Here is a 16,721-nt window from a genome sequence, read left to right on the forward strand (position 1 = left end):
GGGCACATCTCACCACGCCGGTGTTTCTTTTGCGTTGCGCCGCTACCCTGGCCGCCGTGAACGCCGCCAGCCGCACCGATGCCCCCTCCCCCGACGGCACCCACCCGGCCTGGGTCCGACCGACCTTCCGCGCCCTCGCGTTCGCCGAGGCCGTGTCATGGGCCGTCCTGCTCGTCACGATGTTCTTCAAGTGGGTGGTCCAGGACGACCCGCACAGCGGCATCGAGGGTGGCGTCCCGATCTCCGGCCCCATCCACGGCGCCTTCTTCGTGGCCTACTGCGCGTCCGCCCTCGTCGCCTGGCGCACCTTCGGCTGGAATTTCAAGACACTCGTCCTCGCGCTGCTCGCCGCGATCCCGCCGTTCTTCACGGTCGTGTTCGAGGTGCTGGCCGACCGACGCGGGCTCCTCGGCCGCCCGGCACGAGTCGACTCCCGGACCACGTCCGCCCCCACGCCTCAGGCCTGATCCAGGCCCCGCCGGGCCTGCTTCCGCTCGTACATCCGCGCGTCGGCCCGGGCCAGCAGCGCCGCCGGGTCGTCGTCGGCCCGCGCCTCGGCCACCCCGACGGACCAGGAGGCCGGCGCTCCCTCGGCGAGCCGTCGGGCCACGACGTCACCCACCCCGTGATCCGCGCCCGGCAGCACCACGAGGAACTCGTCACCACCGAGCCGGCCCACCTCGTCGCCGGGTCGGAGCCCTGAGCGCAGGTGGTCGACGATCGCCCGCAGCATCGCGTCCCCGGCCGGGTGACCGTCCCGGTTGTTGATCGCGCGCAGGTCGTCCACGTCGAGCGCCAGCACCGTGAGCGGCGTGCCGAGTCGCGCCCTGCGCGCCAGGTGCTGCGTCACGAGGGCGTGCGCACCTCGCCGGTTGAGGGCTCCGGTGAGCTCGTCGGTGCGGGCCAGCAGGTCGAGTCGCGCCCGGAGCCTGCCCAGGACCTCCGTCGCCACCACCACCTGCACGGCCACGGTGACGGCAGGCACCAGCAACGTCTCGTCGGAGTGGCTGGCGATCGCGAGTCCCCACACCGCCGTGCCGGCGTACGCGATCACCCGCGCCAACCCGATGGCCAGGAACCAGACCGCGAACACCGAGAGCATCGGAGCGCTCGAGCCGTTCGCGAACGCCGCCAGCTCGCGATCCGTCCCCCAGGTGAGCGCCGCGAGGGCCCCGAACGCCAGGGCGACCATCACGGCCACGTCACGCTGCTCGAGCAGCACGCCCCGCACCAGCGTCCAGACCAGGGCCGCGGCCGACGTGAGCAGCAGCGCCACGAGCACGGACCTCGGGTTGTTGTCGGGTCGCCACGTGAGCAGGGTCAGCGACAGCATCGCCACGGCGATCAGGTTCAGCAGCACCGTGGCCACGCTCATCGCCGGGTACGTGCGGCCGGCGAGGGCGACGGAACCTGGCACGTGCACCCCTGCTTCCCCACCCCGACCCGCTCGGCCCCGATCGTCGGGGTCCATGATCACCGATCAGCGAAGGCACCGGGGCCGGAACGGCCGGACGGGGGACCAAAGCCTCTGCCGGGCGCCGATACCCTGACGCCGTGGAGCAACACGCGCGCGGCGCCCAGCGGATCAACCGGTCCAACGGCGCCCGGTTCCTGGCCGAGCCGCCCGTGCGGATCATCGGGGCCCTGACGATCCGCTCCGACACGCACGTGGGCGCCTTCACCGAGTTCGGCAAGATCGTGGAGATCCAGTCGGCCGACGTCGGTCGGTACGGCGAGATCGGGCCGGGCAGCATCCTCGGCGCCATCAGCCACCCCACCACGTGGCTCAGCGCCTCCGCCTTCCAGTACCGCGCCAGCACCTGGGGGTGGCACCCGAGCGCGGACGCCGTCGAGACGGTCGACCCGGAGGCGGACGGACGGACCTCGTTCCGTGGCACCCGCGGCGAGGAGCCCGCCGTCATCGGCAACGACGTGCACCTGGGTGCCAACGTGGTGGTGCTCAAGGGCGTGCGCATCGGCGACGGCTGCGTCGTCGCCGCCGGCGCGGTCGTCACGAAGGACCTCCCGCCGTACTCGATCGCCGCCGGGCTGCCGGCCAGGGTCCTGCGCCGCCGGCTCCCCGACGACGTCGTCGACGAGCTGCTCCGGCTGCAGTGGTGGCGCTTCTCCCCCAACCAGCTGAGCGGCGTCCCCTTCGCCGACCCCCGTGCGGCCGCCGCAGAGATCGGCCGCCGCGTCGACGCCGGCCTCGAACCCTACGCGCCGGGGTTCGTCGAGATCGTCAAGCCGACCGCGCCGGCCCCCGCGTCGCGCTGGCGTCGCGCGGCCCGTCGCCTGCGCGGCTGAACCGCCCGGCGGGGGTTCCGCACCACGGGCGGAGAACGGCACCGGCGGGGGTTCCGGGCCGCGGGCGGAGAAACGGCACCGGCGGGGGTTCCGGGCCGCGGGCGGAGAACCGACACGGCACCGCCACAGGGTGCACCGCAGGGGCACCGGCGATAGTGTCGACAGCGAGAAGCACCATCGACCACCGAGGAGCCGTGTCAGCATGCCGCTGAGGAAGAACAAGACCGTCAAGGACAAGCTCCAGAGCCGCCTCGAGGACCTCCTCGCCCAGGCCGACGACGTCCGCCAGCAGCTCGTGGACCACGCTCCCGAGGTGCGCGACAGCGTCGTCGCCAAGACCCAGTCCGGTGCCGCCGACGTGCGCGACATCGTCGCGGCGAAGGCCAGCCACGGCGTCGCCGAGCTGCGCGAGCGCCTCCCGGAGCTGCGCGACGAGCTGCTCGAGCGCACGCCCGAGCTCAACGAGAAGACCTACGACAAGCTGCCGAAGCGCGTGGCCGACCGCCTGCCCGACGAGGTCAAGCCGAAGAAGAAGCGTCGTCTGCGTCGCATCGTCGGCCTGGGCCTGATCGCCGGCGCCGGTGCTGCCGCCTTCGCCACGCTCAAGGGCAAGCAGGCTCCGCCCCCGCCGCCGTACCAGCCGGCTCCGGCGCCCGCGCCGCGTCCGCCGTCGGGCTCGACGCCCCCCAGCGCCGCCCCCACCGCCGACTCGCTCGACGCGGTCGACGGACCCGGCTCGAAGTAGCCGTAGCAGCACCCGTACGTCGGGCCGGGACCGCCGAGGTCCCGGCCCGACGTGCGTGCGGGCCGGCCGCGCGCCTTCCCCAACTCCGTCCACCTAGGGAAGACTGGTCTCATGCGCTCGCTCTGGAAGGGCTCGATCAGCTTCGGGCTGGTCAACGTGCCGGTGCGCGTCTACAGCGCCACCGAGAACCACGACGTGTCCCTGCACCAGGTGCACGCGGACGACGGCGGCCGCATCCGCTACCAGCGCCGGTGCGAGATCTGCGGCGAGGTCGTGGCCTACGAGGACATCGCGAAGGCCTACGACGACGGCGAGAACACGGTCGTCCTGACCCCGGAGGACTTCGCCTCGCTGCCGGCCGAGACGGCCAAGGAGATCGAGGTCGTGGAGTTCGTCCCGGCCAAGCAGATCGACCCGATCCGGCTCGACAAGGCCTACTTCCTGGAGCCGGACAAGACGGCCATCAAGCCCTACACCCTCCTGCGGCGCGCCCTGGAGGACACCGACCGCAGCGCGGTCGTGCGGTTCGCGCTGCGGCAGAAGACGCGGCTCGCGGTGCTGCGGGTGCGCGACAAGACGCTCCTGCTGCAGACGATGCTGTGGGACGACGAGATCCGCGAGGCGGAGTTCGACGTGCTCGACCAGGTGCCGCGGATCAGCGCCAAGGAGCGCGACATGGCCGCCCAGCTGGTCGACTCCCTGGCAGCCGACTTCGACGCGTCGCAGTTCACCGACGACTACCAGGAGCAGCTGCGCACGCTCGTGGAGGCCAAGCTGGAGCAGGGCGACACGATCGACACCGCGGCCACGTTCGGCGAGAAGGACGACGAGGGCGAGGACGCCGAGGTCGTCGACCTGATGGAGGCGCTGAAGCGCAGCGTCGAGCGCAGCAAGGAGCGGCGTGGTCAGGGCTCGGGAGACGCGACCAAGCCGCGCGCCCGCAAGAAGGCCTGACCGCGGTCGTGGCGGGTCGCGGGTCGTCCCAGACCGTGCAGGTCGACGGTCGCCGCCTGCGCGTCACCAACCTCGACAAGGTGCTCTACCCGGCGTCGGGCACGACCAAGGCCGAGGTGATCTCGTACTACGTGGCGGTCGCCGACCGGCTGCTGCCGTGGGCGACCGGTCGTCCGGCCACCCGGAAACGGTGGCCGAACGGCGTCGGGGACACCGAGCATCCTGGTGAGCTCTTCTTCGAGAAGAACCTGCCCGACTCGGCGCCGGACTGGGTGCGCCGGGTGGTGGTACGGCACAAGAGCCACGTGAACGTGTACCCGATCGTGGACTCCGCGGCCACCCTGGCGTGGCTGGGGCAGGTGGCGGCGCTCGAGCTGCACGTGCCGCAGTGGCGGGTCGACGCCGACGGCACGCCCCGCCATCCCGACCGCCTGGTGCTGGACCTCGATCCCGGTCCCGGGGCGGGTCTGGCCGAGTGCGTGGAGGTGGCACTCGCCGCGCGCGAGCTGCTCGACGACGTGGGGCTCACGGCCTGGCCCGTCACGAGCGGCAGCAAGGGACTGCACCTGTACGCCCGGCTCACCGGCGAGCACGGACCCGACTACGTGAACGCCTTCGCCAAGCAGGTCGCCGCGGCCCTGGAGGACGCGATGCCCGACCTCGTGGTCTCGTCGATGAAGAAGTCACTGCGCGACGGCAAGGTGCTCGTGGACTGGAGCCAGAACAACCAGGCCAAGACCACGATCGCTCCCTACTCGCTGCGTGGCCGCGCGGCGCCGGACGGCGAGGGCCCCTTCGTCGCTGCGCCACGGCACTGGGACGAGCTCGGTCCCGACCTGCGGCACCTGACGATGGCCGAGGTGCTGGAGCGCTCCGACGACCCCCTCTCCGGCCTGGGGGCGGGGAGCAGCGACATCGACGCGGCCGCGTCCGGGACCGCAGCGCCCGACCGCCTGACGGTCTACCGGTCCATGCGCGACCCCAGCCGCACGCCCGAGCCCGTCCCCGCCGACGCTCCGGCCGACGACAGCGCCGACCCGGACCGTGACGGGCCGGTCTTCGTCGTCCAGGAGCACCACGCCACCCGGCTGCACTACGACGTGCGACTGGAGCGCGAGGGGGTGCTCGTGTCGTGGGCCGTGCCGAAGGGTCCACCCGAGGATCCCGGGAAGAACCACCTGGCGGTGCCGACCGAGGACCACCCGATGGACTACGCCACGTTCGAGGGCACCATCCCGAAGGGTGAGTACGGCGCGGGCGAGGTGACGATCTGGGACCACGGCACGTACACGCTCGAGAAGTGGAAGGACGGCGAGGTCATCGCCACCCTGCACGGCAGCGCAGGCGGCGGGCTCGGCGGCAGCGTGCGGTTCGCGCTCATCCGCACCGGGGAGAACTGGCTCATGCACCGCATGGACCCGGCCCGCGCGCCGGCCGAGGAGAGCGCGGAGAGCGACGAGGCGAGCAGCGACGACAGCCCGGACGACAGCGCCGACGACAGCGCCGACGAGGGGGCGTCGCCGGACCCCGGACGGCTCGACACCGTCGCACCCATGCTCGCCACGCGCGCCGGCACGTTCGACGCCCACGCCGACGCGGCCGCCTGGGCGTTCGAGATGAAGTGGGACGGGGTGCGCGTGGTGGCCACGTGCGACGCGGGCGCCGTGCGGCTCGTCGGGCGCAGCGGTCGCGACGTCACCGCCACCTACCCCGAGATCACCGAGGCGCTGGAGACGCTCGACCTCGACGACACCGTGGTCGACGGCGAGGTGGTGGCCCTCGACGACGCCGGCGCCCCCTCCTTCGGACGCATCCAGCAGCGCATCGGGCTCACGAAGCCGCGCGAGGTGACCGCGGCCCGCCGCAGCGTGCCGGTGCGGTTCGTCGGGTTCGACCTGCTCAGGCTCGGCGGTGCCGACGTGACCGGGCTGCCCTACGAGCAGCGTCGCGAGCTGCTGCTCGGCCTCGACCTCGACGACGCCGACGGCGTGGACGTGCCGGCCGCCTTCGACGGTGACCTGGAGGCCGCGATGGAGGCCAGCCGGGAGCTGGGACTCGAGGGCGTGGTGGCGAAGCGTCGCACCAGCCGGTACCGGCCCGGCGCGAGGTCGGCGCACTGGGTCAAGCTCAAGCACGAGCAGCACGTGGAGGTCGTGGTGGTCGGCTGGCGACCCGGCAAGGGAGGTCGCGGCGGCGGCATCGGGTCGCTCCTCGTCGCCGTTCCCGACGCCGAGGGCACGCTCGTCTACGCCGGTCGTGTGGGCACCGGGTTCGCCGAGCGCACGCTGGCCGACCTCGCGGCACGACTGGAGGAGGCACGTCGTGACGAGGCGACGGTGGCGGCGCCACGCGACGTCGCCCGCGAGGCCGTGTGGGTGGAGCCCACGATCGTCGGCGAGGTGACGTCGGCAGGCTGGACCGACTCCGGCCACCTGCGCCACCCCGTGTGGCGCGGGCTGCGCGACGACAAGACCGTGGCCGACGTGCAGCCGGTCAGGCTCCCGGCGCGCTGAGTCGGATCATCTGGGCGGTGCGCCAGCCGGTGGGATCGGCCAGGTAGCGGTCGGTCTCGGCCACCCACGGCGACGTGGCGTTGGCCGAGGACCCCGTGACCCGAAGGCCGGCGGCCAGCGCGCCGTGGCCGAGCGCCGCGACGGCACCCACGGGGGTCGTCTCGCGCAGCGAGCCGGGCGACCGCCCGAGCGCGGCCGACGAGAGGCTCGCGGCGGCCACCGTGCCGCTCGTGAAGAGGACCTGGTCGATAAAGCTCGCGCCGCTCCACCACTGGTCGAGCTGCTGGAGGAGGCCGGCCATCCAGGCCTGGCCGGCGTCGGCCGCGGCCTGGACGTCGTCGGCCACCGCCGGGGCCACGAGCAGGGTCACCGCACCGAGCGCGACGAGGGCCACCAGGGCCACCGAGCGGACCACCGAAGGACGCGACGGAGCGCCATCCAGGTGCTGGACGATCTGTCGCATCTCTCGCTGCATGGCCAAGAGCGTACGAGAAGACCGCAGGATCGACCATCGGTTCGTCCCATCCTGGCTCCCGACGACCTCCGCGAGCTGGCGGACGTCGCGCCCGACCACGTGGCCGAGGTGGCCGGCGCTCTCCACGACGGGGGCTCCGTACCGTGCGGGGCCGTCCGCGGCGCGCCAGCGCTCCGTCGTGTCGAGCAGCCGGTCGAGCCAGGCGGGGGTGGGACCGTCCTCCAGGCTGGCGTCCCGCCAGCGGGCGAGGCGTCGGGCGTCGACGAGCTGCACCAGCAGGAGCACCAGCAGCACGGTCAGCGTGCGTCCCCACGCAGGTGGCAGCAGCGCCTCGGTGAAGGCCATCGGCCCCGGCAGGTCGACGCCGACGCCGAAGGCGTTGAGCGCGGCGTGCCGCACGACGAAGAGCCACCACACGAGCACCGGGAGCGCGACCCCGGCGGCGAGCAGCGCCGCCCTCCGCCAGCCGATGTCGCGCCGTGCCCGACGCACCAGCGCGATGCCCAGCCCCAGCGCTGCACCCGTGATGCCGGTGGCGGCGTGGTGGCCGGGGTAGGCCACCGCCCCGTCGTAGGCCAGCTGCAGCCCGGAGACCCCGAACGACAGGAAGCTGTCGGGGACGCCGCCACCCTCGAGACCGATGCTCGCGACCCGTCGGATGAACTCCTCGACCGCCGTGAAGGCCGCGCCGCTCGCCAGGGCGACGAGCACCCAGTCGGCCACCGAGAAGCGGTGCACCCGTCCTGGGGCGAAGACCGCGATGAGCAGCAGGGGCGCCAGCTTCAGCGCCTCCTCGCCGATCGACGCGATGCCCACCGCCGGACCTGCGGCCTCCGCGCCCCTGGCCGAGACGGAGGAGGCCAGGGAACCCAGACCGACGCTCGCGACGAAGGACCAGCCGAGCGCGACCGTGAAGATCCACCAGTACGTCGACCAGGCGATGGTCTTGGTGCGCAGCAGCACGAAGCCCAGCAGCGCCAGCCAGGCTCCGCCCAGCCACGCACCGAGTCCCGCGCGCAGGACCGGCGAGACGCTGACCGTCACGACGAGCACGGCGAAGGCGACGAACAAGGCGGTGCGGACCACCCCGTCGAGGGTCCGTGCCGTCCCGACGTGAGCCTCGCGCCACCGCTCACGCGCGTCGGCGAGACGCTCCCACCACTCCGCACCCCACAGGCGGTCCGAGTCGGGTCCGTCCATCTCGGCGTCGCTCACGGCCACCCCTCCCCCGGGTCCCGGACGGCGTCCAGGCGTCGTCGACGCATCGTCGGAGCGTCATCGTAGCGACCACCCCGAGGCGCCGTACACGAACGAAAGTCCAACTTCGGATATGCTGCCCTGGGCACGCCCGCCTCCAGGGGTGTGGCGCGATGCCCGGACGGACGTCCCGGAGCCCTCGAGAAGCGCCGGGGCGTCCGATTCCTCCTCGTCGGACGCGCTCCTTCCGCCGCGGTCGCCATGCGGCATCACCCACCCGCTCCTAGCGTGGGTGGTGCCCCTGCTCCCCCGACGCGAGGACGTGTCGTGCCTGACTCCCCCACCGCCCTGCCGCCGCACGTCGTCGTGCTCTTCGGCGCCACCGGCGATCTCGCCCGTCGCAAGCTGTTCCCCGGCCTGTACCGCCTGGCCGCGGCCGGCCGCCTCCCCGCCGACTACCGGGTGATCGGGTCAGGACGGCACGAGCCCGACGGCGACTTCGCCCAGCAGGTGCTCGACGGTCTGCGCGACACGGTCGACGAGCTCGACGCCGACGTCGCCGACGCGTTCGTCTCCCGCGTGACGTTCCAGACGTCGGACGCCGACGACGGCAGCGCCCTGGCGGCTGCGGTGCGCGATGCCGAGTCCGAGCTGGGCGACGACGCCCGTCGCCTGGTCTACCTGTCGGTGCCACCCGCCGCGATGGAGCCGATGATCCGCATGCTGGGCGCCGAGGGCATCGCCGACGACGCCCGCATCGTCGTGGAGAAGCCGTTCGGCACCGACCTGGAGTCGTCGCGCTCGCTGCAGGCCACGCTCGACGACGTCGCCGGCGAGGACGCCGTGTTCCGCATCGACCACTTCCTGGGCAAGGAGGCGGTGCAGAACGTGCTGGCGCTGCGGTTCGCCAACGGGCTGCTCGAGCCGTCGTGGAACGCCGAGCACGTGTGCGCCGTGCAGATCGACGTGCCCGAGGAGCTGACCATCGAGGGCCGGGGCGCGTTCTACGAGGCCACCGGTGCACTGCGCGACATGGTCTCCACGCACCTGTCGCAGGTCCTCGGCTTCCTGGCCATGGAGCGGCCCGACGGCATCGACGCCGACCACCTGCGCGACGCGAAGGCCGCCGCGTTCGAGGCGGTGCAGCCGCTGGCCCCCGACGACGTGGTGCGCGGGCAGTACGAGGGCTACACCGACGAGGACGGGGTCGACGCCGACTCCACGACGGAGACCTTCGTGGCCGTGCGCGTGCACGTGGACACCGACCGCTGGCGCGGTGTCCCGTTCCTGCTGCGCACCGGCAAGGCCATGGCGGCGACCCGCCGGACGGTGACGCTGTTCTTCCGCGCACCCGAGCCGTTGTTCGAGTCGCGCGAGGACGGCGACGACCGTCTCGTCCTCGAGCTGGGCGAGGTGCCCGAGGTGACGGCGAGCCTCAACGTGAAGCGCCCCGGGCCGACGTTCGAGCTCGAGCGTGCCGCCGCCACCCTCACGCTGCCCGACGCCGAGGACGAGGACGAAGAGCACCGGCCGCTCGAGGCGTACGAGCGCCTGCTGCTCGACGTGATGCAGGGCGACCAGATGCTGTTCACCCGGGGCGACGAGGTCGACCGGCTCTGGCAGGTCATCACGCCCGTGCTGGAGGACCCGCCACCGGTGCAGACGTACGCCCAGGGGTCCTGGGGACCCCAGGCGGCACTCGATCTCGCGGGCGAGCGCGGCTGGCACCTGCGGTGACTCGCCCGACCACGCCACCGCTGCCGATCGCGGACCACGGACTGATCGGCGACCTGCGGACCGCCGCACTGGTGGGCACCGACGGCACGATCGACTGGTTCTGCCCGGGCCGTTTCGACGCACCGAGCGTCTTCGCGTCGGTGCTCGACGCCGACAAGGGAGGGTCGTGGGAGCTCAGCCCCGTCGACGGCTCGGTGCGCTCCCAGCAGTTCTACTTCCCCGACACCGCCATCCTCGCCACGCGCTTCCTCACCGAGGAGGGCGTCGTGGAGGTGCACGACTTCATGCCGGTGCTGAAGGCCGAGGACGCCGACCACCGCCAACGACTCGTGCGGCGTGTCACCGCGGTGCGCGGCCGGTCGGTCGTGCGCTCTCGCGTGGCGGCACGACCGCACTACGCACGGCAGGACCCCGAGGTCGAGGAGGTCGACGGCGGCATCGTCGTGTCGGCTCCGGCGCTCGGCGACGATCCCGCCGTCCGGCTCGGGATCAGCTCCACGGTGGCGCTCGAGGTCGACGGGCTCGACGTCGTCGCCGAGGTGACGCTCGACGAGGGCGAGCACGCACTGTTCGTGCTCGAGGTCCTCGACGCCGGCGAGGACCCGACGGGAACCACCGACGGGCAGCCGTCGGCGTTCCAGACGTGCGGCGTCGAGGACACGTCGGCGCTCTTCGTGGCGACGTCGGCGTTCTGGCGAGGATGGATCTCGCAGTCGACCTACAAGGGACGCTGGCGCGAGACCGTGCACCGGTCGGCGATCACGCTCAAGCTGCTCACGCACGAGCCGACCGGCGCCGTCGTCGCGGCGCCCACGACGAGCCTGCCGGAGACCATCGGCGGCTCCCGCAACTGGGACTACCGGTACGTGTGGATCCGCGACGCCGGGTTCAGCCTGTACGCGCTGCTCCGGCTCGGGTTCACCTCGGAGGCGAACGCGTTCACGCGCTGGTTGTCCGAGCGTCTGGGCGAGGAGCGCGACGACGCCGAGCGACTGGGACCCCTGCGGGTGCTCTACGACATCGACGGGTCGGCGCCGGTCGACGAGCACGCGCTCGACCACCTGGCCGGCTACGCCGACTCGCGCCCGGTGCGAGTGGGCAACGGCGCGGTCGACCAGCTGCAGCTCGACATCTACGGCGAGGTCATCGACGCGGTCTACCTGTTCGACAAGTACGGCCCCGGGATCAGCCACGACGCCTGGAACGACCTGCGCCGCGTGCTGGACTGGGTGATGGAGCACTGGGACTCACCCGACGCCGGCATGTGGGAGATCCGCGGCGACGTGCGGGCGCACACCACGAGCCGGCTCATGTGCTGGGTGGCGGTGGAGCGGATGATCCGCATGGCCCGCCAGCGAGGGCTGCCCGGTGACCTGTCGGCGTGGGCGCGGGTACGCGACGCGATCCACGACGAGATCCTGACGAACCACTGGGACGAGCACCACCGCACGTTCACCCTGGCCGAGGTCGACCCCGACGCGGACCAGGCCGACGCCCCCGTGCTCGACGCGGGCGTGCTGCTGATGCCGATGGTCAAGTTCTGCTCGCCGGTGGACCCGCGCTTCCTCTCCACGCTCGCCGCGATCGAGGACCAGCTGGTCGCCGACAGCCTGGTGTTCCGCTACGACGTGCACGCCGCGCCCGACGGCGTCGCCGACACCGACACCGACGGCGACGGCCTGCACGACGGCGAGGGCACGTTCAGCCTGTGCTCGTTCTGGTACGTGGAGGCCCTGACCCGGGCCGGACGGCACCGCGAGGCCGAGGTGGCGCTGGAGAAGATGTTCACCTACGCCAACCACCTGGGGCTGTACGCCGAGCAGATCGGCGCCACGGGTGACCAGCTGGGCAACTTCCCGCAGGCCTTCACGCACCTCTCGCTCATCAGTGCCGCGATCAACCTCGACCGCGCCCTCGGCTGACCCGCGCCAGTCCCTCCGTCTCGGACACGTCCGGGGCACTTTCGGGCTCCGGACACCCCCAGAAGTGTCCGAGACGGGGAGACGTTCGGGTCAGCGGCGGCGGGAGCGCAGGGAGTCGGACAGGATGCCGACGAGCGCCTCGAGCTGGACGTCGGTCGCCTCGACCTCCGTGTCCTCACCGTCGAGGGCACGCGCGGCGAGCCCGGCCTTGCTGTCGATGAGCTCGACGATGCGGCTGTCGATCGTCTGCGAGGCGATGATGCGCCACGCCGTGACGGGCTCGCTCTGCCCGATCCGGTGCACGCGGTCGATGGCCTGCATCTGCTCGGCGTCGGTCCACGACAGCTCGGCCAGGACCACGTTCGACGCGACCTGCAGGTTGATGCCGACGCCGGCCGCGGTGAGCGAGCAGACGATGATCTGCGTGCCCGGGTCGTTCTGGAACGCGTCGATCGCCTTGGTGCGGGCCGCGGCGGTCTGGTCGCCCCGGATCGAGGTGTAGCCGATGCCACGCTCCTCGAACGCCTTCTGCGCGGCATCCATCACGTCGAGGTGCTTGGCGAAGAACACGACCTTGCCGACGCTGCGCGCCAGCTGAGCGGTGTAGTCGGCCGCGAGCCCGGCCTTGGCCTGGCCGATGCGACGCACCATGGAGAACACGTTCTCGCCCGTGGACTCGTTGGCCTCCTCGCGCTCCCAGGCGGCGACCTTGCGCACGAGGTCGAGGTCGAGGACCTCCGCGACCGGGTGGCCGGCCTCGATGCGAGCGGCGGCGGCGCGGTCGTAGCGGGCCACCAGACGGCGGGCCAGCTCGGCCTCGGCCGCACGGATGGACCGCCCGGCCTCGCCGTCGAGCTCGACGGGCATGTCGGCGATGCGACGGGCGGGGATGTCGGCGGCCACGTCGATCTTGCGGCGCCGCACGATCCCGAGGTCGATGACGGCTTGGCGCGCGGCAGGGAAGAAGCCGGCGTCGAGCGGGGTCAGACCGGTCTCGTCGAGCGCGTGCATGAGCTCGGGCATCGGCTTCTTCTCGTCGATCCAGCCGAGGAACTGCCAGATGGCGCGGAAGTCGTCGACGTCGTTGATGAGGGGGGTGCCGGTGAGCGCCATCATCAGCGGCCGCGAGGTGCGGCTGCGGATCCGGTCGGCGATCTTGAGCACGTGGCGCGAGCGCTGCGACGACGTGTTCTTGATGAAGTGGGCCTCGTCGAGCACCATGCCCCGGAAGCCCAGGTCGCCGAGCCAGCCGGCGTGCCGGTCGAGGATCTCGTAGTTGACGACCACGATGTCGGCGAAGGCGTCGATGTCGTCGCCGTTGCCGTGCACCACGGTGACGGGGCGGTGCGGCGTCCAGAGCCCGGCCTCGCGTGCCCAGTTGGCCTTGACCACGTTGGGGACGACGACGAGCAGCGGGAAGGCGCCCGCGGCCTGGGCCGCGAGCAGCGACTGGGCCGTCTTGCCCAGGCCCGGCTCGTCGGCCAGCAAGAAGGTGCGGTGACCGTCGGCCGCAGCAGCGACGAGCTCGGCCTGGTGGCGCATCAGCTCGGGGCCGCGCACGATGCCCGGGATCGGCTCGGGCAGCTCCATGCAGGCCGGGGCGCCGGCCGCGGCGCGCTCGAACGACGACAGCAGCGGGCCGAGGAGCTCCCACGTGGCCAGACGGCTGGGGCCGGTGCGCGGAGGCGGTTCGTCGGTGAAGTCGGGGGCCATGAAGGGGTTGGCCAGCTGGCGCGCGATGACGGAGCGGGGGACCACGGAGCGGTCGACGCGCACGGCTGCATCGGGGGTGGGCTCGGCGGCGAGCTCGAGGCCGGCGGCCGCCATGAGCTCGCGCTTGAGCGCCAGGGTGGAGCCGGAGACCTCGGCCTCCTCGGTCAGGAGCATGAGGAGGGCGGGCTCGCGGGTGGCGGTCTTGGCCAGGATGGTGGCCACACCGTCGAGTCGCTTGAGCTGGTCGGCGCGCTGGGGCTCGGTGAGGTCGGTCGCGGTCTTGACGCGGGCGCGCTCCTCGCGGACGAGCAGGCCGACGGCCTGGAAGGTGGCGCGGGTGGTGGCGGTGACGCGGCGTCGCTGGACGGCGTTCTCGACCTCGCGCACGGCCTTGGCGAGCACGGGCATGAGGCCGGTGTCGTCGTCGTGCTTCTTGCGCCGTGGCCCGTTGCTGCCTCGCTGCGCGTTCTGGCGCTGCGCGTTCTGGCGCTGGGGGTTCTGGCGCTGGGTTCGTGTGGCCAACAGGCTCCTCCTCCGCGACCGGACGTCCGTCACGGTCGGCGGCGGACGGCTGGTCCGTCCCCCGCGACAGGGCGTACGGCGGCTCGCCCGCCAGTGAGATCGGCGGTGGGGCGGCGGCTGAGCGTCATCCCCACGAGCGCGGGCCGTGCGGCACCTGCTGGGCCAAGTGTAGACCGTTGCGGTGCACGACGCCTGCGTGCGGGGCGTTTCGGGGTGCGGGAGCCTCTCAGCCGAACGTCGAGCGGACGATGAGGGCCACGGCCGACGCCCCGCTGACGAGCAGCACGAGGGGTCGCACGACGTGGGCCGGGAGCCGCCGCCGCAGCGGCCCGCTCACCGCGAAGCCGAGCACGAGCGCCGGCACGGCGGCGAGCGCGAACCAGGCCTCGTCGACGGTGAGCTCGCCGGCCCAGGCGAGCCCGACGAGGCTGAGCAGGGACCCGAGCAGGAAGTAGACCGCGAGCGTGGTCCGGATCTGCCGGGGCGTCCGTCGCTGGAGCAGCAGGGCGAGCGGTGGACCGCCGATCGACGACGCGGTCCCGGTGACACCGCTGACGAATCCGGCACCACTGAGGGTTCCTCGGTTGACCGGGATGACCACGGTGCGCGCGGTGAGGAGCACCGCCGCAAGGACCATGGCGCCGACGGCGATGCCGAGCTGACGGTCGTCGACGCTCGCCACGACCCACACGCCGACGACGGTCCCGACGACGCGCGCCGGGAAGGCCCACCCGAGTCCGCCCCAGTCGATCTCGTCGCGCTCGCGGGCGAGCGTCACGATGGGCAGCAGCACGACCACCATGAGCATCCCGCCGGGCATGAGCTGCGGGGCCGCGAGCGTGACCACGGGAGCGGCGACCAGACCGAGACCGATGCCCACCGTCGACTGCACGAAGGCACCGAGGACGATCGCGAGGAGCACGACGACCAGCGCGACCGTGCTCATCTCCCCCACGCGACCACCCTAGGCACCGCCTCGCCACCGCCTCGCGGGGCCTCCGGGCCGGGGTCAGTGCACGGCGGGCGCGGCGGACTCGGCGTCGGGCTTGCGCAGGAACGGCACCAGCGCGACGAGCAGCAGGCTGAGCAGCGCGCCCACCAGGAACGCCCGCCGCACACCGTCGACGAAGGCGGCGCCCTCGCCCATCCCGGACTCGACGCCGGCGCTGGACACCACGGTCATGATCGTGATGAACAGCGCCGCGCCCGCAGCACCGGCCACCTGCTGGAGGGTGCTGACCACGGCGCTCGCGTAGGAGTAGAGCCGCGGCTCCACCGATCCGAGGGCGGTCGTCATGAGCGGCGTGAACGTGGCCGACAGGCCGAGCATGAGCACGAGGTTGGCGCCGACCAGCCAGGCCAGCGACGTGTCCGCGTCGACGTCGACGAGCAGCCAGAGGCCGGCCGAGACGAGCACCGACCCAGGCACCGCCAGGACCCGCGGGCCGTACCGGTCGTACAGCCGGCCGACGAAAGGACCGGTGACGCCCATGACGATGCCGCCGGGCAGCGTGATGAGGCCGGTCTGCAGCGCCGAGAGCCCGAGGGCCTGCTGCGCGAACAGCGGCAGCAGGAGGAACGACCCGAACATGGCCGACATGCCGATGAGCATCGCGCCGAGCGCGATGCGGAACTGGCCCGACGTGAACACGCGCAGGTCGAGCAGGGCGCGGTCGGTGCGCTGCAGGTGGAGCTGGCGGGCGACGAAGGCGGCCAGCGCCACCGTGCCCACGACGAACGGCAGCCAGGTGGGGGTGCCCGACGATCCTTGGGCGTGCTCGCCGATGCCCACGAGGCCGTACACGAGCCCGCCGAGGCCGAGCGCCGACAGCGGCACCGACACGACGTCGATGCGCTGGTTCCCCGTGGCCGAGACGCTCACGACGTAGCGGGCACCGATCACCAGCGCGGCGAGCGCGATGGGAGCGACCACGCCGAAGATCCACCGCCAGCCCAGGTGGTCGAGCACGAAGCCCGACATCGTGGGCCCGAGCGCCGGAGCCACCGCGATGACGACGGTGATGTTGCCCATCATGGCGCCGCGGCGAGCAGCCGGGACGATCGTCATGACCGTGGTCATGAGCAGCGGCAGCATGACCGCGGTCCCGGACGCCTGGACCACGCGGGCCACGAGCAGCACCGCGAAGGTGGTCGAGAAGAACGCGAGCGCGGTGCCGGCCGTGAACAGCGACATGGCCGCGACGAACAGCGTCCGCGTGGCGACCCGCTGGATGAGGAAGCCGGTGAGCGGGATGACCACGGCCATCGTGAGCATGAACGCCGTGGTGAGCCACTGGCCCGTCGACGGCGGCACGCCCAGGTCCTCCTGGAGGACGGGGATGGCGACGCTCATGACGGTCTCGTTCAGGATCACCACGAACGACGCCACCAGGAGGGTGGCGATCACGAGCACGTGCTCGCGCGGGAGTGCCCCGCTGCCGGTCGTCTCAGGGCCGGACGTCTCGACGTCGACGTCGTGCTGGGTCGTGCTGGTCATGCCACCCCTGGTGCTCGGTGCTGGTGCGCGCGGTGCGCTGGTCCGTGACGTCAGTATTCCTGATCGGAACACGATGCGGACCATGTCACCACGCTCCGCCGACAGAACCTTCCAACGCCCTCACCCGGCCAGGTGTTCC

The 16,721-nt window shown here is 72.6% G+C and carries 12 protein-coding genes; 7 read left to right on the forward strand and 5 right to left on the reverse strand.

Features of this window, described 5'->3' with window-relative positions; genetic code table 11:
* Positions 1–56 precede the first annotated feature (56 nt).
* Positions 57–467 (forward strand): DUF3817 domain-containing protein, encoded by a 411-nt coding sequence (locus NBW76_RS00920; protein ID WP_082481037.1) that lies wholly within the window; start codon positions 57–59, stop codon positions 465–467.
* Here the strand turns inward: NBW76_RS00920 and NBW76_RS00925 are convergent.
* Entirely contained in the window at positions 458–1,417 is a 960-nt protein-coding gene (locus NBW76_RS00925) for a GGDEF domain-containing protein (RefSeq protein ID WP_162239194.1), read from the reverse strand. The genes NBW76_RS00920 and NBW76_RS00925 overlap by 10 nt on opposite strands.
* A gap of 137 nt (positions 1,418–1,554) precedes the next feature.
* Between NBW76_RS00925 and NBW76_RS00930 the strand changes: the two genes are divergently transcribed.
* The 4 genes from NBW76_RS00930 (at position 1,555) to NBW76_RS00945 (ending at position 6,519) form a co-directional block, all read left to right on the forward strand.
* On the forward strand, positions 1,555–2,307 hold the full coding sequence (locus NBW76_RS00930) for a CatB-related O-acetyltransferase (RefSeq protein WP_056552066.1): 753 nt from the start codon (positions 1,555–1,557) through the stop codon (positions 2,305–2,307).
* A 202-nt stretch (positions 2,308–2,509) separates the two neighbouring features.
* Positions 2,510–3,052 (forward strand): hypothetical protein, encoded by a 543-nt coding sequence (locus NBW76_RS00935; protein WP_056552068.1) that lies wholly within the window; start codon positions 2,510–2,512, stop codon positions 3,050–3,052.
* 111 nt (positions 3,053–3,163) lie between these two features.
* Positions 3,164–4,006, forward strand: coding sequence for a Ku protein (locus NBW76_RS00940; protein ID WP_055961499.1), 843 nt, complete (start codon positions 3,164–3,166; stop codon positions 4,004–4,006).
* Positions 4,007–4,041: 35 nt separating this feature from the next.
* Entirely contained in the window at positions 4,042–6,519 is a 2,478-nt protein-coding gene (locus NBW76_RS00945) for an ATP-dependent DNA ligase (protein ID WP_235492843.1), read from the forward strand.
* On the opposite strand, the gene NBW76_RS00950 is transcribed toward NBW76_RS00945, so the two are convergent.
* The gene (locus NBW76_RS00950) at positions 6,500–8,209 is read right to left on the reverse strand and encodes a hypothetical protein (RefSeq protein WP_156364633.1); all 1,710 of its coding nucleotides are present in this window, start codon (positions 8,207–8,209) and stop codon (positions 6,500–6,502) included. The two genes, NBW76_RS00945 and NBW76_RS00950, sit on opposite strands and share 20 nt — an antisense overlap.
* Before the next feature lie 309 nt (positions 8,210–8,518).
* Here NBW76_RS00950 and zwf point away from each other — a divergent pair, with 309 nt between their 5' ends.
* Both zwf and NBW76_RS00960 read left to right on the forward strand, forming a co-directional pair.
* Positions 8,519–9,928, forward strand: coding sequence for a glucose-6-phosphate dehydrogenase (zwf, locus tag NBW76_RS00955; protein ID WP_056552076.1), 1,410 nt, complete (start codon positions 8,519–8,521; stop codon positions 9,926–9,928).
* On the forward strand, positions 9,925–11,850 hold the full coding sequence (locus NBW76_RS00960; protein WP_056552079.1) for a glycoside hydrolase family 15 protein: 1,926 nt from the start codon (positions 9,925–9,927) through the stop codon (positions 11,848–11,850). The genes zwf and NBW76_RS00960 overlap by 4 nt, the downstream gene beginning before the upstream one ends.
* A 90-nt stretch (positions 11,851–11,940) precedes the next feature.
* Here NBW76_RS00960 and NBW76_RS00965 read toward each other — a convergent pair whose 3' ends face one another.
* The 3 genes from NBW76_RS00965 to NBW76_RS00975 form a co-directional block, all read right to left on the reverse strand.
* The gene (locus NBW76_RS00965) at positions 11,941–14,085 is read right to left on the reverse strand and encodes a DEAD/DEAH box helicase (protein WP_055961514.1); all 2,145 of its coding nucleotides are present in this window, start codon (positions 14,083–14,085) and stop codon (positions 11,941–11,943) included.
* 226 nt (positions 14,086–14,311) lie between these two features.
* Positions 14,312–15,031 carry a sulfite exporter TauE/SafE family protein gene (locus NBW76_RS00970; protein ID WP_056552082.1) on the reverse strand — a complete coding sequence of 240 codons (720 nt, stop codon included), beginning with the start codon at positions 15,029–15,031 and terminating at the stop codon, positions 14,312–14,314.
* Positions 15,032–15,094: 63 nt separating this feature from the next.
* On the reverse strand, positions 15,095–16,582 hold the full coding sequence (locus NBW76_RS00975) for an MDR family MFS transporter (RefSeq protein ID WP_055961521.1): 1,488 nt from the start codon (positions 16,580–16,582) through the stop codon (positions 15,095–15,097).
* Positions 16,583–16,721 lie beyond the last annotated feature (139 nt).

It is taken from the genome of Aeromicrobium sp. Leaf245 (assembly GCF_942548115.1).
Taxonomy (GTDB): domain Bacteria; phylum Actinomycetota; class Actinomycetes; order Propionibacteriales; family Nocardioidaceae; genus Aeromicrobium.